Source organism: Gardnerella vaginalis 1500E (assembly GCF_000263595.1).
Classification (GTDB): domain Bacteria; phylum Actinomycetota; class Actinomycetes; order Actinomycetales; family Bifidobacteriaceae; genus Bifidobacterium; species Bifidobacterium vaginale_E.
The window spans coordinates 153,719-178,934 of sequence record NZ_ADES01000014.1; the positions used below are offsets into that span (position 1 = coordinate 153,719).

General features: G+C 46.5%; 14 protein-coding genes. 2 read left to right on the forward strand and 12 right to left on the reverse strand.

Going from position 1 to position 25,216, the window contains the following annotated elements; genetic code table 11:
* Nucleotides 1–27: 27 nt before the first annotated feature.
* The 9 genes from rplI to mvaD form a co-directional block, all read right to left on the reverse strand.
* Nucleotides 28–474 (reverse strand): 50S ribosomal protein L9, encoded by a 447-nt coding sequence (gene rplI, locus CGSMWGV1500E_RS01570; RefSeq protein ID WP_004128899.1) that lies wholly within the window; start codon nt 472–474, stop codon nt 28–30.
* Nucleotides 475–490: 16 nt separating this feature from the next.
* Nucleotides 491–739 (reverse strand): 30S ribosomal protein S18, encoded by a 249-nt coding sequence (rpsR, locus tag CGSMWGV1500E_RS01565; RefSeq protein WP_004105399.1) that lies wholly within the window; start codon nt 737–739, stop codon nt 491–493.
* Nucleotides 740–847: 108 nt separating this feature from the next.
* Nucleotides 848–1,453, reverse strand: a complete 606-nt coding sequence (locus CGSMWGV1500E_RS01560; protein WP_004128901.1) for a single-stranded DNA-binding protein — start codon at nt 1,451–1,453, stop codon at nt 848–850.
* 99 nt (nt 1,454–1,552) lie between these two features.
* Nucleotides 1,553–1,849, reverse strand: a complete 297-nt coding sequence (gene rpsF / locus CGSMWGV1500E_RS01555) for a 30S ribosomal protein S6 (protein ID WP_004128903.1) — start codon at nt 1,847–1,849, stop codon at nt 1,553–1,555.
* Between the two features lie 255 nt (nt 1,850–2,104).
* The gene (locus CGSMWGV1500E_RS01550) at nt 2,105–3,253 is read right to left on the reverse strand and encodes a PfkB family carbohydrate kinase (protein WP_004128906.1); all 1,149 of its coding nucleotides are present in this window, start codon (nt 3,251–3,253) and stop codon (nt 2,105–2,107) included.
* Between the two features lie 245 nt (nt 3,254–3,498).
* Nucleotides 3,499–5,952, reverse strand: a complete 2,454-nt coding sequence (locus CGSMWGV1500E_RS01545; RefSeq protein ID WP_004128909.1) for an ATP-dependent DNA helicase RecG — start codon at nt 5,950–5,952, stop codon at nt 3,499–3,501.
* 108 nt (nt 5,953–6,060) lie between these two features.
* Nucleotides 6,061–6,255 (reverse strand): 50S ribosomal protein L28, encoded by a 195-nt coding sequence (rpmB, locus tag CGSMWGV1500E_RS01540; protein ID WP_004128912.1) that lies wholly within the window; start codon nt 6,253–6,255, stop codon nt 6,061–6,063.
* Between the two features lie 139 nt (nt 6,256–6,394).
* Nucleotides 6,395–8,749, reverse strand: a complete 2,355-nt coding sequence (gene fni / locus CGSMWGV1500E_RS01535; RefSeq protein WP_004128916.1) for a type 2 isopentenyl-diphosphate Delta-isomerase — start codon at nt 8,747–8,749, stop codon at nt 6,395–6,397.
* Nucleotides 8,746–9,870 (reverse strand): diphosphomevalonate decarboxylase, encoded by a 1,125-nt coding sequence (gene mvaD / locus CGSMWGV1500E_RS01530; protein WP_004128919.1) that lies wholly within the window; start codon nt 9,868–9,870, stop codon nt 8,746–8,748. Before mvaD ends, fni begins: the two co-directional genes overlap by 4 nt.
* A gap of 372 nt (nt 9,871–10,242) precedes the next feature.
* Here mvaD and mvk point away from each other — a divergent pair, with 372 nt between their 5' ends.
* On the forward strand, nt 10,243–11,262 hold the full coding sequence (mvk, locus tag CGSMWGV1500E_RS01525; protein ID WP_329503500.1) for a mevalonate kinase: 1,020 nt from the start codon (nt 10,243–10,245) through the stop codon (nt 11,260–11,262).
* Nucleotides 11,263–11,606: 344 nt separating this feature from the next.
* Complete coding sequence (locus tag CGSMWGV1500E_RS01520; RefSeq protein WP_004128925.1) at nt 11,607–12,077, forward strand: hypothetical protein; 471 nt, start codon at nt 11,607–11,609, stop codon at nt 12,075–12,077.
* Nucleotides 12,078–12,623: 546 nt separating this feature from the next.
* Here the strand turns inward: CGSMWGV1500E_RS01520 and CGSMWGV1500E_RS01515 are convergent.
* The 3 genes from CGSMWGV1500E_RS01515 to CGSMWGV1500E_RS01505 all read right to left on the reverse strand — a co-directional run bounded on the left by CGSMWGV1500E_RS01515 (nt 12,624) and on the right by CGSMWGV1500E_RS01505 (nt 25,212).
* The gene (locus tag CGSMWGV1500E_RS01515) at nt 12,624–13,961 is read right to left on the reverse strand and encodes a hypothetical protein (protein WP_004128928.1); all 1,338 of its coding nucleotides are present in this window, start codon (nt 13,959–13,961) and stop codon (nt 12,624–12,626) included.
* Between the two features lie 399 nt (nt 13,962–14,360).
* A complete protein-coding gene (gene thiD, locus CGSMWGV1500E_RS01510) occupies nt 14,361–15,329 on the reverse strand; it encodes a bifunctional hydroxymethylpyrimidine kinase/phosphomethylpyrimidine kinase (protein WP_032843619.1) in 969 nt (322 codons plus the stop codon).
* 313 nt (nt 15,330–15,642) lie between these two features.
* Nucleotides 15,643–25,212: a hypothetical protein gene (locus CGSMWGV1500E_RS01505; RefSeq protein WP_004128936.1), complete on the reverse strand. Its 9,570-nt coding sequence runs from the start codon at nt 25,210–25,212 to the stop codon at nt 15,643–15,645.
* Between the last annotated feature and the right edge of the window lie 4 nt (nt 25,213–25,216).

A 25,216-nucleotide genomic window follows, 5' to 3' on the forward strand; every position in this document is an offset into this window, starting at 1 on the left:
TACAAAACTGCTACCGAGAGCTATCTACTACTCAGCCACAACCTTCACGGTGAAGGAAGCGGTGATTTCTGGATGCAACGCTACGGTTGCTGGGAACTCACCAGTGGTCTTAATAGCAGCAACCTTGATTGCGCGAGCTTCCACAGCGGCCTTTGGAGCCAAAGCAGCAGCAATCTTCTCGGCAGAAATGCCACCGAAGAGCTTGCCGGACTCGGAAACCTTAGCAGCGAGCTCCACAACAGTGCCTTCAATCTGAGCCTTAGCTGCAACAGCCTCTTCGCGAGTAGCAACAGCCTTAGCCAAACGAGCGCGACGCATTGCCTCAATCTGGGAAGCAGCACCCTTATTCCAAGCAAAAGCTAAACCTTGTGGAATAAGGTAGTTACGAGCATAGCCAGCCTTAACTTCAACAACGTCACCAGAGTGACCGAGGTTGGCAACAGTCTTGGTAAGAATAACCTTAGTTTCAGCCATTGTTACAACCTCTCAATCAGCGACCGGTAGTGGCGTATGGGAGCAAAGCCATTTCGCGAGCGTTCTTCACGGCCTTCGCGATCTTGCGCTGTTCCTGCACGGTTACGCCGGTAATACGACGGGAACGAATCTTGCCGCGGTCAGAAACGAACTTGCGCAGCAAAGCAACGTCTTTATAATCAATTTCAGTAATTTTGGCAGCCTTCAGAGGATTTGGCTTCTTCTTGAAAGGCTTGACCGGTGGTTGCGGCCTCTTGCGTGACATAAGATGTCCTCTCTCAAATCCGTTATGCTATTTATTCGCATAACATTTAACTGATGATGAAATTATTAGTATTAAGCAAATAATATTAAGCAATATTAAGTAAACAGCCTAAAATTCCGGCTCTTGCTCGTCGCCGCCGAAATCAGCGCCGGCACCGAAAGTAGTAAATCCGTCGTTCGTTGGTGCAGAACTCCACGGATCTGCTCCAGCATTCGCATTGGAAGCAGCTTGACTTGCAGCGTAATTCGCGCCGCCAGCATAACCGCCCTGAGCGAAGTTAGGATTACTTGCACCGTTCGCACCGTTACCAGCTCCAGCTGCACGAGATCCGCCAGCAAAACCAGCTGCGGAAGTCTGTCGATTAACCTGAGCAGTTGCGTAACGCAAAGACGGACCAATCTCATCGATAGTAAGCTCTACTACCGTGCGATTTGAACCATCTTGCGCCTGATACGAGCGCTGCGACAATCGGCCCTGCGCAATAACGCGCATACCTTTAGAAAGACTATTAGCGCAATGCTCTGCCAGATCTCGCCAAGCTGAGCAGCGCATAAACAATGCAGGACCATCCTCGAACTGATTCGTATTACGATTGAACGTACGAGGCGTAGACGCAATGGTAAAGCTTGCAACAGAAGCACCATTAGAAAGCGACCTTAATTCAGGATCTGCCGTGAGATTTCCCACAACAGTGATAATTGTTTCGCCTGCCATAGTTTGCCTTTTCTTTCTCGCTTTTGCTTGATTTTGAGATCTAACTAAATTCTTGCTAAATCTTACTAAATCTTGCAATTATTTACTTTATTACCTTATTTACTTAGCGTCCTTGCGAAGAATCTTCGTGCGGATTACAGACTCGTTAAGGTTCAAAACACGGTCAAGTTCGTCGCTTACGGCTGGCTCAGCAGTGTAGTTAACCACAACGTAGTTACCTTCGGTCTTGCCTTCAATTTCGTAAGCGAACTTGCGACGACCCCAGTAATCGGTACCGTCAACAGAACCGCCCTCGTTGGTGACGAGCTCAAGATACTGCTCGGTCAACTTCTTAAGACCGTGCTCATCCAGCTCAGGATTTGCAATGAACATCAGTTCATACTTATGTGCAGACATCACCCACCTCCTTCGGACTATCGGCTATGGACTTTCCACAGCAGGAGTGTGTTTGCAAATATGCGCGGCATTTTGCTGATTTCGCTAGTCTTTAACTGAGAAGTCGCTAATTAGGCAGCTTGCAGCGTTAAAACCGCACATAACTTAGCTATTCTACCCCGCGCTCGCGACGACATATTTAAGAGATAAAAGTGAAAGACAGAAGCGGAAAATCCGGCCAAAACGACTCAAACGTGAGAAGTTTATGTCGTCGCGCTACGCGCGCTCGTGAATATCAACCATGCGATTAGCAATCAGCTCCGGATTGAGCGACTCGTGCACAGGCTGCATCGACTCAGTATTAAGAGCCGCCGCAGCAACCGCAAAACGACCAGTCTTAGCTGAATCAAACTCGTTATATCGCGCATAAATCAACGCCGCCGTCGCAGCATCGCTCGAACCGTTATCGTTTCCAACAGCTTCAACGCCAACGTTCCCATTACCGTGCGCAAGCATCATTCGCTGCACACGCTTTACAGGCACAGGGTAAAACGCCACGCCCTCATCTGCCACACCATAAGCCACGCCCGCGCGACCAGCATTCACAAACACATTCTTCACGCCGCGCTTAAGCAACGCACCCGCGCAACGCGTCGCGGAACGCTCGTCAATCGCATTAATGCCAGTAAGCGCCTGTGACTCGGCAGTATCCAGCACAAGAGTATCAATTCTAGACAATCTAGACAGCACGCGCGGAGCCTTCGCATCCGTAATTGCGCGCACAATAATTGGACGACGATACCTATCACACAACCACTCAAACGACTTCTGTGGAATATTAGTATCAAGCACCAAAATATCTGCGTTTTCAATAATCGACATTCGTTCGCGCAGAAAATCAGGAGTCATGTGGTCGTAAATACTCATGTCATCCAAAGCGAGCAAACGCTGGCCGGAAGCGTCGCCAACATACATGTAGGAAGCGGTCATAGAATCCGGAAGCTGCTTTGCATAACCAATATCTAATCCGTTTGCAGCAGCATCAATGCGGAACAATTCGCCATTGTGGTCGCCGCCATACACAGAAACCATGCTTGTGCGCACATTAAGTCGCTCCAAAGCAACTGCAATATTTCGCCCAACTCCACCGAGCATGTAACGAACGCGCGAAGCGTTAGACGTGTAATCCATCAAATCGCCACAAGCAATTCCCAGCACGTCCATGCTAATGCCGCCAACAACGGTTACGTAGCTTGGAGGCGTAACAATATAGCCCTTGCCGCGCAAGTAGCCTTTGCGAATGAGATTAGATATGTGAGCCGCAATACCAGAACGAGTAATGCCTGCAAGATTTGCAAGTTCCTGTTGACTAATCATTGGATTTTGTTGAATCCAAGCCAAGATTTGCTGTTCACGTTCTGTCATTGTAGGCCTCATCTCTATTGCTATTACAAATGATCCTTACCTTTGCTTACTTTCTAGGATATTCACAAATCTCATAATATGCACGTAAATTTATAAAATTTTATATATTTTTGTTTATTTTTGTGATAGGAACTACCGTTTTAGGAGTTTTATTTATTAAATTTGATTAGATTTGATTAGATTTTATTAGACTTGTCTAGACTTGACTAGATTTGATTAGACTTGACAGACTTGACTACGCAAGTTTAGTTGCTTACGATTTGCGCGCGTCCACCTCTAGTAAAGTCTAAAACAGCGCCAGCAAGATTCGTAAAAGTCGTAAGATGCACGTCGTCGCGCAAAATTTCAGCAGCGTCATCTCGCGCCTGCGCAATAATCTTCGCATCTTGAACAACGCGCAAAAGCTTCAAACTCGAGCTTCCACCAGACTGCGAATCGCCCAAAACGTCGCCAACATTGCGCAATTCCAAATCTTTTTGCGCAATAACCGCTCCATCAAGGGAATTTTCAACAACCTGCAAACGCTCCTGAGCAACCGTGTCACCATCAGTTTGCGCAACCAAAAACGCCCAAGAATTTGTGCCACCGCGCCCAACTCGGCCACGCAACTGGTGCAATTGCGCAAGACCAAATCGATCCGCATCAAAAATCACAATGCAGCTTGCCTGAGTCACGTCAACGCCCACCTCAATCACAGTAGTTGCAACCAAAACCTGCACGTCTCCGCGCGCAAAACGCTCCATAGTTTCGCGCTTTGTTGCGTCATCGTCGCGGCCGGTAAGCTGAGCAAACTTAATACCTTTGAACTGCGGAAGTGCGGAAAGTCGCCTTAGAATGCCGGTAACCGTGTGCAATTTACGGGCAGGAGTTAAGTTTGCTGAATCGTCGGAAGCGGCGCGAGATAAGTCGGAATCGCTACGCGATAAATCGTAATTGCCGCGCGCTAAATCATCGTCGCTTTCTAAATCATCGTCCTCAATATGCGCGCAAACCACGTAAGCACGCTCCCCCGCGTCAATTCGCGAGCGAATATGGGCAAACATGCGCGCCATAGTAGCAGCATCTGCTTCCTGCACAACAAAAGTGCGAATCGGCTTTCTGCCGCCCGGAAGTTCCGTCAAATACGAAGCATCCAAATCGCCAAACCAGGTCATTGCGGCAGAGCGCGGAATAGGAGTTGCTGTCATTACCAAAAGATGCGGGGTGATTGAAGAACCTTCAGCACGCGAAACTTCAGAATGTGAATCTTCAGCACGCGAAACTTCGCTCATTTTGCGCATTAGCACATCTCGCTGCGCAACCCCAAAACGATGCTGCTCGTCAATTATAACCAGCGCCAAATTAGTCGGCTTAAAAGTCGCAGAAAAAGCTGCGTGCGTGGCCACAATCAGCGCCGGCTCACCACTTGCAACATTCGCGAGCGCACGGCGACGCTCGGCAAGCTTCATGCCGCCAGTAACCAAAATAACAGGAACATTTAGGTTCGCCCGCTTAATCATCTGCCGCAAATTTTCGGCGTGTTGCGACGCCAGAACCTGAGTTGGAGCAACCAAAACCGCCTGATACCCAGATCCGACCGCTTCCAACATTGCGCTCACAGCCACAACCGTTTTTCCGGAACCAACCTCGCCTTGCAAAAGTCGACGCATTGGGCGGCGCTCATGCATATCGCCAATAATTTCGTCAATAACCTCTTGCTGGCCGCTCGTAAGCGAAAACGGTAAACTTTCCGTAAATTTGCAGCGAAGACGAGAATTATTACAGGATTTTGCCTGATTATTTTTAGAATTTTCGCGAGATTGCAGCACAGCCACTTGCGAAACAAAAGCCTCTTCGTAACGCAACGTGGCAAGAGCTTTGTAAAATTCGTCGGTTGATTGAGGATTGTGAATAGCGCAAATTGCTTCCGCGCGAGGCAAAAGATTGCGCTTTTTTAGCACGGATTCCGGAAGAATATTGGGGATTTGGGCGGAAAGTGTGGACTGAGCCGGTTGCGCGGATGAAGAAAGCTCGGATTGCGCGGATGAGGATTGCGCGGATTGCGCGGATTGCGCAAGTGCAGGTTGATTAGATGCAGAAAGCGCAGAAATCACAGAAAGCACAGTTTCGTGAATATGCTCGCTGGAAATCCTAGAATTTGCGTGATAAACCGGCTGCGGGGCGCAAAGTCTAGCCAAACCTTCCTCAACACTTCCAACAGTATCGGCAGACTTATTAAAACTATCGTGATTTTGTGAATCTACTATTAAAATCTGCGGATGCGCAAACTGAAGTCGACCATTAAAAGCGCTCGACACGCCGCCAATCACAACGTTTTCACCCACACGAAACTTAGCCGAAAGCCAATTAGCGTAAGCGCGATTTTTAGAAAAATAAATAAGTTGCGCAGCTGATTGCTGATCTTGCAAAACGTTGACTTCAAGCCTAAACCCACGGCGCGCGTTCATTGGCACAAGGTTAATCGACTGAATCTGCGCATAAAACGCAATCTCTTCGCCAATTTGAACATCACGCAAACGCGCAATTTTTAGCGGATTTGTAACCCTGAACGGGTAGTAAGTTAGAGCGTCTTCGATTGTGATGATGCCAAGTGACTTCAGAGCAGAAACGCGGCGCTTGTTACTGATTATTGAGGAAAGTGCAGCGTGCGTTTTGGCTGAGTTCGTGGGCATATTTAGCATATTTCGATTATAAATCATCCGCAAAGCATTTAGTTGGCGCGCTCCAAACGCGAGGAAAATCGCAAATACAAAAAAGCCCCGAGCACTGCTCAGGGCCTTACAATTTAAACGCAATCAATACGCGATTCACGCCTCAACGCGCTGAACCTTGCCAGCCTTAATGCATTTCACGCACACGCGAAGACGAACATTTTCGCCATCAATAGTGGTGCGAACCGGCTGAAGATTCGGGCGGAAGGTGCGCTTATTGCGGATATGCGAATGTGAAACACTGAAACCGGTCTGCGGTCCCTTGCCACATAATGCGCAACGAGCTGCCATAATGGACTCCCTATTTTCTTTGACTTGCAAGTCTTGCGTCATTCAATCATGCCACTTACCGCGCAAATTACGTATTCAAATAGACTACGCAAATAGCACAAACAAATAAGCACGCTGAACGCACAACTACACAAGTATATCACTTACCAAGACAATCCGAATGCACAAACTCCGTCTTATCTCGCAAGTCCGCAACAGTCCTGCACCCAAGAAGAGCCATAATAACGCGAATCTGCTCCTGCCAATCTGAAATTTGTTGCGTAAGTGCGTCCTCGCCCTCGTGCATAAGCGTGTGCAAAAACTCGCCGGCAACTCCAACAGCAGAAGCCCCTAACGCAAGCGCGCGCACAACATCAAGCGGTGTTCTAACTCCGCCGCTAGCAAAAATTTCCACAGGATTAGCTTTAAGCGCCTCGCACTTTCGAATATCAATCAGCGACTCAACGGTTGTAAGCCCCCAATCCGCCAAATAATCGTATCCGCCGTGCGAGCGACGAGCGTTTTCAATCGTCACAAAATTCGTGCCGCCGCGCCCAGAAACATCAACCGCGCGCACGCCAACATCGCGCAGACGCAAAACATCTCGAGCCGTCATACCGCAGCCAGTTTCCTTCACAACAACCGGCACGCGCACCCTTTCACACGAGCGCACAATCTGCCCAATATTTTTAAGCCAATTTCGAAAATCGCGGTCGCCTTCCGGCATCACAAGCTCCTGAGCCGCGTTCAAATGCACCTGCAGCGCGTTTGCCTGCAGCATATCAACGGCGCGCATAGCATCGTTTGCACTCGTGCCAGCACTTACGTTCGCCATTACAAAACCGCGTGGATTTTCGCTTCGAATCACACTAAAAGTGCCGGCTAGAGCGTCGTTTTGAAGTGCGGCGCTTAGCGATCCACTTGCGATTGCCACGCCGGTTTTTGCAGCAACTCGCGCGAGTTGTGCGTTTATTTTTTGCGCGTTGGCGCTTCCGCCGGTCATTGCGTTAATATACAGCGGCGAGCGCCAAAGGAAGGCCGCGCTGATGGAGGTACTGCAGTCGCTGGCAGAGGTACTGCAGGCACTGGCGGAGGTACTGCAGGCGCAACTTGCATCTTCCGCAAAAACGCGCACGCTAGAGTCAACTTCGTCCAACGCCACCTGCGGCAAAGCATTCGGCATAAATCGCACGGAGTCAAAACCGGAATTTGCGCGAGGATCATACTGAGCATCCGCAAGGGCAAGATGTGCGTCTTTGCGATTCTGAATTGATTTAGAAGGCTGATTTTCGGTCACTTTAGCGACGCAAGCTTCCGAATTTTCGCCGTCATCAATAATTTGCGCAACTTCAATATTTAAAGGCATAATTCCGTGATTTTCCCAAGCTGACTTCATACTTTCAATCCGATTCTTTTCGTAAATTGTTGTAAGCGCAATTGCGCAATCTCCCCCACCAGCGCCGCTAGTTTTCGCTGGAATTCCAGCCAAAATGGCGTCTTCAATAAGTTGCGTAAGTTTTGGCGTTTCGATTAGTGTTCCGGTAAGTACGCTTAATTTTTGTAATAATTCGCGATTTTGTGCAAAACAAGCGGAAATATTATTTAATTCTGATTCTTCTAGAGAAGATTCTTCTAGCGATTTCGCCAATTTCTGCACGCAAACTTCGCTTTGATTGCAAAAATCTTGGTAGGTAAATGAGTGCGCAATTTCGGAAGAAACGCTACTTTCTACGCTACTTACTACGCTACTTTCTACACTACTTACTAACTGCTCGCTAGAAGCTGGCGAACCGGTCCAGCCTACCAAAAGTTTTAGCGTTTCTGGCACATTTATTCGTTTAAATTCCAGTCGCGGCCACTTTTTACGCAATAATTTATTAAAATCAGATTCGCCGGATTTTATCAAGCCAAGCTCCAACTCAAGCCACTCTCGATCGTACGCGCGGTACAAAATCCAGCCGCCGCATGAGCTCGCGGCCACATCGCCGCCGCTGCCGGACCTCTTTACCATCGAAGACGCAATCAACGAAAGTTTGCAAATCGTTGCCACATCAGGCTTCAATCCATACCATTTGCACAGCGCGCGCACGGTTGCAACAGTTATTGCAGCAGACGATCCAAGACCGTATTTTCGCCCTGATTCTGCGTCGTCAAGTTCGCTGGAAATGTGCAAATTGTAGCTTTTTCGGTCCATATTTGGCGCGAAGCACTCGCCGGCATAAGAGTCAATTACACGCATGGCGGCTAACACATACGCGTATTTTTCGTCGCCTAGCATTTCGATACTTCCGTCAGAGGCGCGCGTCCAAAAAGTCGGCTTATAATTTTCTTTTTCAGATACGATTACGCCGTAATATTTTCGACTTTCCGACGATAATGTAGGCAAATTTTCATCATCAACCGTAACGGTTACATAACGATTCACAGCAGCAACAATCGCCGCCGAACCATCAACAACCGCATACTCTCCCGCAATATAAAGCTTTCCTGGAGCACTCGCCCGCACCTTAGTCATAATTCCACCGCCTGTTTCAAACTCGCACTTACACTTACGCTTACGCCGTCTCCTGGTAAAGCAATCGTAAATTTTGCAGATTCCGCCACTCGCCCGCGCAACTCCTCAGCCGCACGCGCCGCACAACCTGCATCAGTCAGCACCTTCACATTCGGCCCCGCATCCATCGTGGCCCAAACTGGCCATCCGCACTCGCGCATAGAGCGCACAGCATTTAACACAGCGTAAGTTTTATCTGTCAAATAATTTACAGGCGGATTGGCTTTACGCATAGTTTCGTGCATTCCCAACGAATTTTGCTCCATAACCTCGCCCAGCTGCTCAATACTACCAACGCGAATCGCATCAAGAGCGAGCGCAAGATCCTTCTTCGACTGCTCAACCCAAGGAATGTACGCGGGCGAAGTTTCAACAGTTCGACGCATGGCAGTTCGGCTCGAAATAGGCTTTTTACTGCGGTCTAGCGTGACAACAATCATTGCGGGATTCAAATTTTTTGGGGCGGAAAGAGAAGCGGAAATAGAATCGGAAAGCGGCTTATCAGCAGTCTCAGCAAGCAAATCCGCAATCGGCTCCGCATAAGACGTTTCGTCATACTCGCCCTTATTCCAAAGCACGAATCCGCCAAAAATCGAGCGACACGCCGAACCAGAACCTCGGCGAGCAAGTCTAGAAAGTTCGCGCGGAGTCAAATTCAATCCGGCGGCATAAGATGCGGCAGCTGCAAGAGCAGCAGATCCGGACGCGCTAGAAGCAAGACCTGCCGCAATTGGCACGTGATTATGCGAAACAACTTTCGCTTTCGTTGAAATTCCGGCCTTTTCGCGCACCAAATTGAGCATAGCAACTACGCGAAGACGCGTGGAATCATCCGTCGGCAGCTCAACTTCGTCCAAAGTGACGCAATCAGAAGTAAGACTTTCGTCAAAATGCACACTAGTAGTTGCGTACAAATCCGAAAGAGTGAGCGAAAGCGAGGAAGTATAAGGCAAAATCAGCCGTTCATCACGCTTGCCCCAGTACTTAATCAGCGCAATATTCACATTCGCTTTGGCTACAGCAAAGTTAGGAGCAAGACTTGAGTCAAACGTTACTTTTGGCTGAATTTCAACGTTTTGCATGCGATTCCTTTGCTGCGAATTGATTGGCGCTGCCGACAAGACTGGTAAGCGGCACAACTAAGTATCTATTTTAGCAATTGCCGGCGCAAAAGCTCACACGCGCGCAAACAAACACGCAAACGAACACGCAAAAACGCGCACAAAATCTGAAAATCTTCCGAAAAATCTGAAAATCTGCCGCAAAATGTGAATGTGTTGTAAGCGTAAGGCGCGTACCGTAGTTTTTTGACTTCAACGCGACTAAATTAGAACAATTGTTAAATCGTAAAAATTACAAATTAAATTGTAAAAATTACAAATTAAATCGCAAGAATACAAAGGAGACTTAAAACCGTGCAGCAAACGCAACGCGAACCGTCAAAAGCGCTTAATATCAACGCTAAGACGACGTCAAGTTATGCTGACGCGTCGGGAAATTGTGCGCGCGCGGGTTACGGCGAAACTTGCGCAAAGGTGATTCTTTTCGGCGAGCATTCTGTGGTTTATGGGTATTCTGCGATTGCTCTGCCGCTTAAAAACTTGCGCATGCGAGCTACGGTGACTGGCTGCGATCTATCGGGTGACGAAACTTTCATCCCTCTAAATTCCGATTCGCGCATCACGCTTTCCTGCCTCGACTTTAACGGCAAACTTTCAAAAGTTCCTCCTCGTTTTAGCAGCGTTCGCACCGCAATTCACGCGGCACTCGAGTTTGCGGGGCACGTCGGCGATTCACTGCATGTTGCAACAGAGTCTAATTTTCCGCCTGAGCGCGGTCTCGGCTCGTCTGCCGCTTCGGCTGGAGCTGTAATCCGCGCAATTCTTGACTACTATAAAATTAGTGCAAGTGAAAATGAGATTTTTGAGCTGACGCAATCTGCTGAGCGCGTGGCTCACGGACGCCCGTCGGGTCTGGACGCAACTGCAACTTCGGCTTCGTGGCCTGTGCGTTTTAGCAGCGGTGAGTTTTCGCGCATGGAAATCAACATGCGAGCATGGCTTATTTTGGCAGATTCTGGGTACAAAGGTATGACGCGTGTAACGGTTGATGCGTTGCGTTCGCGAATGGATGCGCAGCCGGATGCGGTAAAAAATCAGCTGGATGAGTTGGGGGCAATTGCGAATCAGGCGGCGGAAGATTTGGCGTTGGGGCGCGCTGCAGATATGGGTGCAAGGATGACGCGAGCGCACCGGATTTTAGCGGATTTGGGCATAAGTACGCCTCAGCTTGATGAGTTGGTGCGAACTGCGCGCGACCACTGTGCGTTGGGCGCTAAGCTAACTGGCGGCGGTGGCGGCGGATGCGTGATTGCGTTGGCGGATACCGAGGATGCAGCCGAGCAAGTAAGCACGGCTTTGCGTGCGGCCGGCGCGCGCGGCACGTGGATTGTGGACTTGAGTGCGCAGGCATAAACCGACCAAAACAGCGCGTGCGCGAGTAGTTTAGGTCGCTTTTACTGCAGATTCCGACCAAAACGACTCATCCGCGAGTAGTTTATGTCATTCTTAGTCAATCCCAACACTGTCAGTAGTATCTTATTGCTACAAAACATCTTTTATTTAGTGATTTTTCTAGAAAAACTTTTGATTTGCAAAGAATTGGTGTAGGCTAATTTTGTGGCCTGAAACAGGTTTACTTCGGTTAAATTTTTGACCGTCCTATTCCAGTTTTGGGTTCTAATTATTGGTATCTGACTTCTACGCGTTAGCCCTAACTTTTGCGCAGGTATCAGATAAAAGAGATTGAAGGTCTACAAATGTTGACTAAAAAGACCATTGCCGCATTCGCTGCTGGCGTCACTTTAATTTCTGGTTTTGCTTTTGCAACCCCAGCAATGGCTGATGCTACTTCACCATTGAATACTTCTGATCCAGTGAGCTACGATTCTGCTACAAGTTCCGAAGCTTTTGCAGCTCCAGCTCCAGCTCCAGCTCCAGCTCCAGCTCAGCTTCCTGATGCTCCAGATGCTTTGGTTGCAAGTCCAAAGACTCGCACATACACGAATTCTTTGGGCACTGTAGTTTACGAGCCAGGAACTACCCCACTTTACGATGAAGCTTTGTCTGGTAAGTTCGACACTCCAGCCAAGCCAGCTCCTAAGTGCACTAATAATTGTGGTACTAAAACCAAGAAGCTTCCTAAGACTGGTGCTGCTGTAGCTTTGCTTGCTGTTGCAGCTTCTGCTATTGCAGGCTTGGGTGTTGCGATCCGCAAGTTCCGCCATTAATACATGACTGATGAATAATTAAAAAAGTTAAACGGTGTAAGTTATTTTAATTTGCACCGTTTAATTATGCTTTGACGTGTGGTGTGAAATCGTTGGTTTTGCACCACACGTCTTTGTTTTGGATTAGAACTCATAAATTGGGAATACATACAATAATTGTTATACAAAGAATGACGAGAGTACTTATACCAGCATTCTTTATTAACGCAAAATGATTTTCTTATATCTTAATATATCCACAGCGCGGGCGTGAGTAGTTTATGTCGCTTTTACAGCAGATTCCAACCAAAACAGCACGGGCGTGAGTAGTTTATGCCGCCTACGCAAGAAAATCCGACCAAAACAGCGCGGGCGCGAGTAGTTTATGTCGCTTACGCGCGCACAGGATTATGGCTGTGTTAAGTAGGTTTGACAATAAAAAATGGGGACTGACGAATCAGTCCCCGAAAGCTTAGCATACTTGCCGAAGGAAGTTATCCTCCGACAAGTTTACTTAAGTTAGTTCAACGCCGAATCAACTAATTCAGTGCTGAACCAGACTCTAGCTTAGTGGCGGATCTTGCGAAGAGCAGCACCCATGCCAGCAAGCACGGAAGCAGCAACAGCAGCCAAAGCTACAGCAGCACCGGTCTTAGCCAATGGAGCAGCAGACTTCTTAGCATCAGCCTTCTTAGCATCGTTCTTCTTGGCAGAAGTTTCCTCAAGAACCTTCTTAACTTCCTGGCCGAACTTGCCGCTCAAAGCAGCGTCGTAGAGAGCCTTAGCGCCTGGAACCTGTGGGAAGTCCTTGGACAATGGGTCAGAAGTTACAACTGGTGGAAGCAAAGCTGGGTTTACACCATTAGCAATAGCCTTGTTGTAAACAGCCTTGTACTCAGCCAAAGCCTTGTTGTAAGCGTCAACTGCAGCAAAAGCCTTGGTCAAAGCATCTTCATACTCAGCCTTAGCCTTAGCAAAAGCAGCGGTTGCACGAGCTACGTGAGCTTCTGCGCGAGCCACAGCGTCACGCAAACGAGTCTCGGTAGCAGAATCGTTTACACCAGAAGCCAAGAATGCGTTAAGACGCAAATTAGCGTTTTCAAGATCGTTGACACGAGCCTTAAGTTCTGCAGTAGCAGCAGAATAAGCAGCGGTCTTATCCTTAAGAGTTGCCTTTGCGTGAGCCAAAGCGTCATCAGCATCGTCAAGCATCATCTTAGCGAAACGAACCTGGTCGATGAGAGTGTGCTGAACATCCTTGCCACCCTGTGGATCCTTTGGATCTTTTGGATCCTTTGGATCCTTAGGATCCTTAGGGGTTTCAGCCTTGCAACCAAGATTCTTAAAATGAATCTCAGCAAGATCAAGCTTATCCTGGGCTACAGATACTGCATCCTCAGCCTTCTGAGCAGCAGTATCAGCATCCTTGGTATCTAAAGCAGTAAGCTTATCCTTGTAATCATCAGCAGTTGCAGCAGTAACTTCCTTAGCAGCACCAAGCTTCAAATCATCATTAGCTTCTGCATCCTTAGCAGCCTTATCGAAATCAACCTTTGCATGTGCCGTCTTGGCCTGAGCATCAGCTAATTCTGCATCAGCCTTACCATTTTCAGCGGCTTTAGCATCTTTGTAAGCCTGAAGAGCAGTCTTATAAGCATTTACAAGACCTGTAGCTTTGTCAAGCTTAGCATGAGCACGACGCTTAGCAGCATTAGCAGTAACAAGATCATCCTTTGCATCCTGCAAATTAGCCTTAGCTTCATCAATCTTGCCTTGAGCAGCCTTGCATTCTTCAGCAGTTGGCTTCTTAGAATCCTCAGCAGCGAAAGCTGGGGCGGCGAATGCCATACCGGAAACGAGGGTGGCGCCAGCAGCGAGTGCGGCGATAGCCTTCTTGTTCAACATAATATTTTCCTTTCTTCTTCTCCTTCGTGCTAGGAACACGAAGAAAAATTTGCCATTTGCGGTTTCCCGCTAGCACCGGTGGAACTAGGGATTTCACCGGTAGCTGAGTTATAACTTACAGCATACTCTCAGAAAACTCAACACCTGTGTTCAATTTTTATACCCCCAAATGCAGAGAATTTTTGATAAATTTTCTGTTTTTCTGTTAAAAAGGCGAAATATTTACGGTTTTAATATTGATTTTGTGTAAAAGTTACAAGACACGCCGCAACCAGAACTTTTTAATACTTTTCTCAGGTTTCTTTAAGGTTTGCATTATTGCGAAAGAATCGCGCGCTTTTACAGGCACAGCCCGCATTCACACAGACTCACGCAGTTTGCATTCGCAGCTTGCTGCATTCACACAGTTTGCTTCAAGATTCGCACGGAGTGGTTCACAGGCCCGTGGCCGCACCCATGCCCACGCACACCCCCGCGCTCGTCGCCGCCCTCACTTCCGCGACCAACATGCAACACACTTCCAGCCGCAATCGCCTCTCGAAGCCACGCCGTTGACCATTTAAGAGCGCGCATCACAGTATCGTGATCGCTCAAATTCTTTCCCTCGCGCAAAGCAAGCCCAATTTTCGTAGCAAGTGCGGAAGAAAGCGAGCAGCCAGTTCCGTGAGTTGTGCTTGTTTCAACACGCTCGCTTGTTACGTGTTGCGCGTATCCATCCGGAAAAACCGCAGTATTTCCAACGTCTTCGCCGGTTAAGTGCCCACCTTTTACAATCACAACAACGCTATTTTTTGCAGCCAACTTACGCGCCTGATCGCAAGCTTCCTCAAAGTTTTCCGCAACTGGCAACTTACACAAAGCCGCCAATTCCGGCACGTTTGGCGTTACAACATCAACGCAGCTTATAAACTTGCGCATCACTTTTTCGGCACTCTCCTCAAGCAAACGCTTACCGGAAGTCGATATCATCACAGGATCTAGCACGCTTACAGGAACCGGATTATCACGCATCCAATCGCGCATAGACTCAATATATTCAGCGCAGCCAAGCATACCTATTTTTAGCGCATCAACCGTAACATCGTCGTACACGCACGAAAGTTGAGTGCGGAAAAAGCTGACCGGCGGCGTAAACACTTCGCGCACTTCGCACGTGTTTTGCGCAACCAGATTAGTTGGTATACACATGCCGTAGCCGCCTGCAGCCATGATTGATTTGAGATCCGCTTGTATTCCGGCTCCGCCTGTTGGGTCTGTGCCGGCCACGCTTAAAACGCGCGGGATGATTGGATTTGATTGCTGCGTATGCGATTGCGGAAGCGATTGCGTATATTGCGAGTCGTGTTGTTTACCTGATACTTGCGTCATACTTTTATTATATGCGCGCATTGACTTGCCGGAGCGCTTAAAGCGTAGCGCGCGTATGCACTTCAATGCGGAAACTCGCTTAAGTTGGAAGTCCAGTGGACTTCCAACGCGAGTTTCGCAAGCGAGCGTAATAAAACGCGAGCGTATCGTTAACAACGCTTAAGAATAAAGCGACGAAGGAACGCTCGCGCGGGTAACGCGCTCGCTACTGAGCTTGCGTTGAAAGCACCCCGTGCTTTCAACCTTGAGCAAGCTCGGCGCTCCGAATTGCCTTCGCGCGCTAAATCGCAGCGCTCAGGCAAATCGTCGCGCATCACAGCCTAGGCCACTTGAACTTTGACTTGAGTTTGAAGAACAGCTTTCCGCTTCGAAGTGCCTCAGCCGAAGCATCGCAGTGCTTGCTGTCGGTAAGAGCACCGAATCCGTTGCCACTAAGCACTGAGCTGAGCCATCCGCGTCTTCCGAACGCGCCGGATGCCAAGAACAGCGCCAACAGCACTCCGAACATGAAGCTGAACCATATTGCAGCCTGACCGCCGCTGTAAGGCAGAGCAACCGGACGCACCAAGTATCCGAAGCTAAAGTATCCAACTAAGTGACCTACGTTATTGTTGTCACCAAAGCCTTCACTCTCATTACTGGACTTATCTTTTGCACGTCCGTACAAAGCGTACTCAACTCCACCACCGTCAGTTTTTAGCTTCTTGAACGCCGTAGTATCCACGGAGCCATCTTTGCCCATTATTGACGTGCAAGTGCCAAAATCAGTTGCGCCGCCAGCCTTCTTGACTTTGCATGCAACCAGGCTAAGGTTGCTGAGATCACCGAAACTATCGTAATCGTCGTGAACATCCGCAAACAGAGTCTTTCCACTCTCCTTGCTTTGAGACTTCGAAACTTTTCCGTCCGTGTATTCCACAGGATCACCCTTAACAGTGAGCTTAGAGTAGTCCTTTTCTTCCATTGTTACAACGTAAGGATTATTAGCATTCGTGTGCCCACTTAGAAGCGATCCTCCAGTTGCTGCAACGGTCGGCTTCTCATTATCTACAGGAATCAGATACACAGGCATTACGAATTCGTAATTGGCATCATTATTCCAGCCGCCTTCTTTACCTCGCGTTGTATGAGTATTACCAACCCAGCTATCGCCATATGTCATAATAACCGACAAACGATTATCTGGATTTTCGAAAATCTTATGACTAATTAAGTTAGATCCAATACTGCCAGACCTACCCCATGCGCCAACACCAGCAAAGTCGGTAAGCGAAAGACCAGTATTACTACTCTCAGACGTTACGCCAGAGCTATTAGGAATAGAATATCCACCGCCGGTACCGCCTTTTGAAATCATATCTATGACGTTTACATACCAAGTTTCTTTAGCAGCACCACCATTGTCGTTATCAGCACCGTTAGCAGAAACGTTAGCAGCTCCATTAACACCAGACCTATGGTCTTCAGACGGATTATACGTATAGAAGTGTGTACTCCCATCAAAACTGAAGCCGTTTCGACCGTGCTCGCCATCAACCTTATCGCTACCTCTTACTTCTGGCAGCAAGGATGGCTGGCAATCATCAAACGCCCATTGACTTCCATCAACATACGTTCCACACTCTTTTTCTGGATGCAAACTACTGTTACGCTTAAGTTTCAACGCAGATTGCAAATCATTAAGCGTAAAGTTGTGCTTAGTTGAAGCATTATACAGATACAGAAGAGACTTCTTATCTTTCGAAAGAACAAATCCTGGATCATACGGACGCCCAGCTACGCGCAGAGCCTTATCACCCTTAGTTTCTTCGAAGCTAGTAGGCGCATCAGCTAAGTAGTCTGCAGCACCCTTACTATCGCCACCATGTTCACTATCTACGTTTTCAGGTGCGCGCAATCGCACAAATCGCGTAATCTTATTTTCTCGCGGATTTGGCACAAGCACGCGGCTTCTCCAGCCTCTAGTCATAACAGCCACGTCTTGTATATTTCCTACTTTGCGGCTACCATAATCAGGCAGATTCAAAGGCTTATGGTCACCGTCCATAGCATTGTAGTCATACTTCCTAAAAGTCACCATCGTTTTACCAGGCTCAAGCCTTGGATCCTCATCCGTAACGATTTCACTATCGTTTTGAAGCCAAATTCCCTTCTTTGGTTCGCCTGCAAAGTTGTTTTCGCTGCGCAAATCCATTCGTATTGCGCGCTCCTCGCGACCACTTAGAAGCATTGGGTGTATTTGCACTATTTGACGCTTCATAGTAACACCGAAGTACACGCAGTCGGACGGCTTCTTCAAACCAGACCAGTTGTCTGCGCTCAAGTAATCCGGACGGCATACTTCGCTAGGCTTTTCTTTTGCGTAAGCCATTGGCAGCACGTCAAGAGTATCTTCTGAACTAGCGTCGTCTTTGTCAGCGTTTCTACCTTTTGCAGCACGCGCATTTCCAGCACTTCTGCTACTACCAGCGCTTCTTGCAGTCTTATTTCTGTCTCTATTACGCGAGTCATCGGAAAGATCTTCAGGGCTTCTAACACCAGGCATATACGTCCATGGGCCAACTTCAAGACGGCTGCGTGCTCGAACCACGCTTCCTGGAGCTAAGAAACCGCTAGGGAATGTTATAACAGCATTACCATCTTTATCTTGCTCAAATTTTACTTCATTCGGCTTGGAAGTGCCAGCACATACTTCCCACTTACCACGTCTTAGCACTCCACGTTCTACCCAGCACACGGAAATTGTTTGACCAATGCTGGTTTCCAAGTTAGTCTCATTTGAGTTTGCAGCAGAGCCAAAAAGACCATTAATAGCAACAGGTTTCTCAAGCTCTGAAGCAGGATGATAGTAAACTACCATTCTTTTAGCTCCATAGCCTGATTTAACTACAACTTTATAATCGCGGTTTTGTGAAGAACCATCTTTGCTAAGCCAGCTATCGTACTTTGCAAATTCATCGCTTTTACCATCGTACGCAACAACAGATGGTTTCACCATGTCTGTCCACATCGCCTTAAAGCATCCAACAACAGTTCTAGCACTTTGCTTTCCGGCACTATCCGTAGTTTCAGCATACATTGTAAATACAGTTTGCTTATTAACACTTGGATTTTCCAAATCCGTGCTTCTGTATTTTTCAATAAACCTTCTAATCAAATGTTTATTTGTAACGCCGTTACTAACAAACTTCACCATCGGACTAGAAGTTTTACCACTAGAATCCTGAATATTATTCGCTTGAATATACACATTCAGATTATTAAGCAGCACTTTACTGTTTATACTATTCGGATACAAAGTAACACGTAGTCCACCTTCATTATGCTGTTCACCTTTACCAGGTTCATACGCATTGAAATCATCATCCAACTTTAATGCTGAAGGCAAATTCATTGTGCCATTATCAGCTTCATACCAAGCTTTAGTGCCACGTACATAAGCTTTCTTATCCAAGATAACAAGATTATCTTTATTCACATCGCAGTGATTCACATCACCATTAACCATGCATTTTCCGTGAATATCCCATGGATTGCCATTACTATCAATACTCTTCGCACTAATAGTCGGCTTCTCATTATCAACCGGCATAAACCACACGTTTATTACGTTCGTTGTGTTATCTGGCGTCTTACCAGGCTCACGAAGCAGAAGGTCGTTCGTAACATTACCATTATTCACATAAAGTTGCGCATGCGTGAACGGCCTGTTATTTGCGTATCCCACAGGCTTTGAAGTACCTTCACCGTACGCGTCGTAGTCGTTAATAGTGTCGACATCAATATTCTTAGTTATAATGTCGCCAATATTTTCACCGTCTGCTTGACCGTTCAGATCTTCACCACCAGGCATAAGGAAGTCCTTGTGAATAGCATATTCACTAACATACTCATCTTCACCAGCATGTTGACTACTCTTATTTTTAATAAGCTTATCTGTAATATGTACTTCACTTCCGTCCTTCATATTTACAGAAGCGTCGTAAGAGAATGAAGAACGATCCATAATAAATTCATTAGGCGTGTACTTAACTAAATTAAGCTTATTTCGCCACTGGCACTTACCTTTTTGCGCAACACCATTATTAGCATTAATAGACGCAGCGCATGTACTGTCGTGCACAGCGTAACTTAAGCCACCTTTGACAACCATAGGGTATTCGCCATTCCATGCGTCAAATTGCTTATTATCCGCCGCACTCATAGGAGTTAGCGAAGGCTGCGGATTATTTTCATCTTTCGTATTGATACTAGGCGTACCTTTTACAAGCTTTAGCACATCCTGAAGGTTTAACGCCTTACCATTACCGCCCTTGCGGTATGAGTTTATGTTCCACTTGTACACAAAGTATTGCGTGCCAAACTTTTGATTTCCATGCAAGCCGTTTTGCGGTCCGTCAAATCCAGGGTCATCTCGCCCGTCAACACTTTTCTTGTTGTTATTGACTAATCCCCACGTATAGTCCTTGCGCATATCAACGAAGCGCGTCACCTTATGCTCAATCGGGTTAAGCGTAGTCTCGTCATCAGCTTCCAACTTTTTGAAAGAAAGCTTCTTTATAGCGTGCTGCATTTCTCTAAGATTCTCGCCTAGCTTGCCAATACCAGTAACGCCATCTAAGCACAGCTTCCACTGCTGATCCTTCTCAGTAGCGCATGAGTATTGATGCTTATCTTCACCATAAGCATACTTTGCTTGAGTAGTTTTTGCAGGATTAAAACCATTATCGTACTGGTCATAAGTATCGTACTTATCTTCACCTTTAACGCCAATTTCTTCCTTGCGGTAGCCAAAGATTCGCTCGTTTCGCTTATCGTGCCTCATCCAAGAAAGCATTGCAACAATTTCGTTATTATTAAGCTCAAACGGGTTCACTTGCACTAAGCCGTTTGGCCACGCGATATCGAGTGGAAGCGGGTCTGACTCTTCGCGATCCTGGAAATTGCTTGGATCCATAAGCTTCCAAAGTTTATCCTGACGCCAATCTGGATTATTTTCCGGCACAGAGTAAGCGTCTACGTAAATTCTTGAACCAATTTCCGCAAAGTATTCCGGAATCGTAATATTTCCAGTTACAGGATCAAAAGTTATTTCGCAACTATCATCGCCGTTAGCAGTGCAGCCCTTGATATGGTCTCCAAGATTTGCTGTAATAATACGCTTACTAAATTCTTCACGCCATTGATCGTTAGATTTTGTAGTAGAACGATCTTCGTCTTCAGACTCTCGATCCTGACCCTTAGAATCTTTCGACTCAGCGTCTTTAGCGTCTTTGGAGCCTTTATTATCTTTGCTATCCTTACTTGCACTACCATTTTCTTCGGTATTAGTAGCATCACTCTGCCTACCGTTACTTACTTCATTCTTATTTACTTCAGATTTTTGCGGAGTTTCTTTATTAGAAGAATCACCTTCGTTTAGCACTGCAAGCTTTACGCTTCCGCGCTTTCCAGGAACATTGCGCTTCTTAGCATTCTTCTTAGTCACTTTTGAAATCTTCAAAGAAGCAGGCTTGTTGCTAGTTTGAGGCTTATTAGTCTGCTGCTCCTGCTGCTTATTTTCTGACTTCTGCTGATTTTGCGGCTTTTGCTGATTTTGGGTAGAGTTCTCCCCAGGTTCGGCATTATCAGTTTTTTCATTATCAGCTTTAGTCTTGTTGTCAGCATTCTTGCTTTCAGATTTAGCTTTGTCACCAGCCGCCTTATCGTCAGCTTTAGCTTTGTCGTCAGCTTTATTCTTATCGTTAGCTTTAGCCTTTTCGTCAGCCGTATCTCTGTCTTCTGAAGCAAACCTATCTTCAGCAGACCTATACCCATTCGGGCTTGCAGCATCATTATTGTGGTTATACGTATTAACCTGATGCCAAAGATCAGTCTTCCTATTACCATCTCGCTGAATAACAATGCCGTAGCAACTGCCATCTTTTGGACACATACTAGAGTAATTATGATCCTTCTTAGGAGCTTCCTTACCGCGCGCCCAAATGCGTACCATAATTGAACGCACGCGCTTATCTTCATCCCAAGGATTCACTCGCCCAACATAATGTCCATTCGGATTCTTATCCCACCAAACGTTTGGCAAACCATAACCAGGAGATACAATAATCAGCTTAATTTTCTTTATTACGGAATTACCTGCAGCATCCCAACCATGGAATATCAAATCATGCACACCGTGATTTCTATTCTGATCGCCCACTAATACTGTAGGAGAACCATCATCTTTAGAATTTTTGCTGTTAGTAACCCAGCCAACTTGATCCGTCTTACTATCAAATTCACCATTTTTATGAATGAATTGATCGTAGCTTATAGTAGTAAAATCGCCGCAACCGCGATTATTGCAATCATTCTTCCTGTCACGCGCAGTAGTAATCATATCGAAATCATTGCGCACAACGACTTTTTTACTATCAAAGAATCTCTTATTTTTATCGTTAGTAAAGTAGTCTGTAGCTTCCTTCGGCTTTACGCCAAGCAAAATCCTCTTATCGTCATGACCTTTAACCCAGAACTTAATTTTGCTATTGACAGGAATCTTCAAACCATCAGCTGGAACATCAACAGGAGTTGCGTTATTCACACTCACTTTTACATCCAACGTTGGCTTCTCGTAATCAACATACGGGAATACAACCGGTATAACAGTAGTCGAATTATCCCAGAACGTAATCTTTACGTACTTTACAAACACATAATTTGGCAAAACTTTAGGGTTCTTGCCATCCTGCAGCTGAGCACTATACTTGTTGCGCATCCAAGTTCTGTAAAGACGGTTTATTTTAGCCAAGACTTTGTCCTGCAAGTCTTGCTTTACAGGATCGCCAGGCTTCAACGCCTTACCATCATCACCCGCCTTAGGAGCGTTACTTACAAACCAAACATTACGCTTAGTAGCATTTTGCGCTTTAGGCCAGCATTCAGGCATGCTGTCTTCACGATCCTCACCAAGAGCTGCACGGTCGTTGTTTACAGCAGAAGCATCGTCACTATCTACGGATCTAAACGAAACAGAAGACCTAGACTTACCGTTAATTTTATCCTTGTATTCGTCAAGAATCTTAGAATGGCCGCAAGGATTTACAACGCTGACAATAGGCACTTTAGCAGCAACGCTTAAATCAGCATCCTGAAGAGTATTCGAGCGAGGCTCATCACCCCACTTATCCGTCCACTCAGCTTTATAAACAGCAAGATTCTTAAGCGGAGTATTAGAATCTCCATCCGGATCAGTATTCAAATAGCCAGCATCAAACGGGTAAGGGTTTGTCTTGGAACCCTTCTTCTGTTTTATGGAACCATACCTATTCCTTGAACCATACTCATCCTGATTAACAGGTGGGAACAAGTTAGGGTCGAAAGCCATTACCTGCTTATACAAGTCAGAACGTTTGCCAACAAAATTCACAAACCCAGCATTATTATCACGATCATCAATAATAAGAGGATTAGGAAGCGGCTGATCGTAAGAATAATACTTAGGAGTCTTGTTATTTTCGTCATATTCCTCAGTTTGCAAAGGCTTAAACACGTCTGCTTGCGTAATAACCCTATACCACAAATCCTGAGTTTCGCTCATGTGATACGTTCTATCGTTATATCTAAGCTCAAGCTTATGTCTACCAGGCTCTGAATCCTTCGTATTATGGTCGTTTACACCAGGATTACGGAACCACTGATTACCTCGAGCATAGCCGTTATTAGGAGAATAATAATCAGGCAATAAGCGTATATCCTGATTCTCATTCATAAGAGTTGAAGATCCCAAAGGCTTATTTACTATTCCAAGCAACACACTAGAGAATGAAATATGCCTGTGTTCAAGATAATTACCGATGTCACTGTTGTACGGTCCTAAACCAGTACCCTTAAGGAAGTGGTATCTAGGAGCCTGAATATCTATGATTCGCGGCGCACCATACCACTGCTGATGCATTACAGTGTACATGTAGTAGTTAGCGTCACGACCAAAATTAGTCATGGAATATTTACTTGCTTTAGTAACACCAAACGGGTCAGTAGCACCATAAAAACCTCTGCTTTTTCTCTTACCGTAGTAAGATCCTGCAGCGTAGAAGAATGAAAAGTTTTCGCAACCCGTGCCATCACCCACGTTATTACGAGAGCAATATGAGTCGTTTTTATTCGTAGAAGTTGTAGTAGTGAAGTGAATCTTATACGTATAAGCAATCTCGCCGGACTTAATATTGTTCACAAAACTAAATACGCGTTGTGTGTCATCTTTTATAGATCTATAAAGATTTTGCACGAGAGCAATATAAGCAGGACTATATCCTCCGCTATAGCTTCCTTCAACTTTAGGAACAACTTTAAGATCGCCTTCATCCAAAGCACCATAGCTACTGGAATTAATGCAGTCCAAACCTGTGCCATCATGGCACCAACCAATAGCGTCAGTACTACTCAAATCATCAGTTGTTATAGCATCCGGAAGAATCCTAGAATAATTGCCATTCTTACCGTCGTCAGTGCCGCGCATCTTATTCCAAGCTGCAACTAAGTCGTCTCCAGAATCAAAATCGTTACCATCGGTTTTAATGCTGCATAAACCGTTAGGATTATCCCACGAGAATGAGCAGGTTTCGCGAGGAGGATTATTGTTGCCTTGCTTCTTCTTATACAAAGCAGTAGCTTCCCTGCCGCTGTAAAGAACACGCTGAATATACTGCCTTCCGCCTTCGCTACCCTTGTCCAGAATCTGACCTTTTGGAATCGTAAAGTAATCAAGAGCAGCACCAGCGCCTTGAGTACGACCGCCAGCGTTAAAAATAACATCCCACACGAAGCCGCCGCCGGAAAGCTTAGGAGTACGCTTTACAAACACGAAATCTGCAGTGTCGTCTATAGGCAAGTTCATTCTGTCAACGCCGGAACCCTTATGGTTAAAAGCCATGTTGCGTAAACGGCCCATAATAAAAGTGCCCTTAGGGTATGGAGTGAAGTAAGTTGCGCCGTAATGATCCGTGTTGGAAGGATCTTCAGGCACAGGACCGTTCTCGTAGTGGCCGCGAGGCCTCGTTGCTGCACCATCAAACTGGTCGCCAGATTCCATGTTGTAGCCAAGACTATTAACATCCAAATCGTGGCCGTTCGTAGCGCGCAAACCAGCTCCGTCGCCGTCAGTAGTAATGCATGCGCCGCGAGCATAATCCTTGTTGCACCCAGGGCGATACACTTCGTAAGAATCACGGTCATTTGCGTCGCGGTTTTGCGCTTTGGCTTGAGCTTCTTTGACTGCGCGCTCAAAAATCGACGATCTTGATTTGGAGCCGAACGGCGAAGCAGACGGCATACTTGTGCCAGAGCCTGAGTAAGAGTCAAAAGATCGAGAGAATGGATTTCTTGGATCCATAAATCCTTGTGAATTGCCAAAACTCTGTAATGCAGAAGACTGAGAGGAAGAAGAATCTTGGTAGGAAGATAAGTCTGTGCCTGTGGATTCAGATGAGTCTGGATTAGAACCTGGATTGCTGAAATCAAACTTTTGATCAGTTTTAGAATCAGACTTTGCGGAATTACTTGCGGAATTATTAGTACTATCCAAAGCAACTGCTGTTTCAGCACTCAAGCAAACAGGCAGCAACATTGCTACCGAAAGAAAACAAACAAGAACAGTTTTAAGAGCACTGGCAAAAGAACTGCTGAACGCACGATATGCAGAAACAGACTCGCGTTTAGATGAACGTTTACTTGAAAGTTCAAGCACACAATTAGCTATACGATTAGCCAAACGCTTAGTCACACTTTTAGCCACACGGCACATATGCTGAGTCGCACGTTTAGCCGCACGAGTTGCGCACTGGGTCAATTGACCTATGCGAACAAGAACGTTTAGCATAATCGTCCAAATACTCTTCATTGTT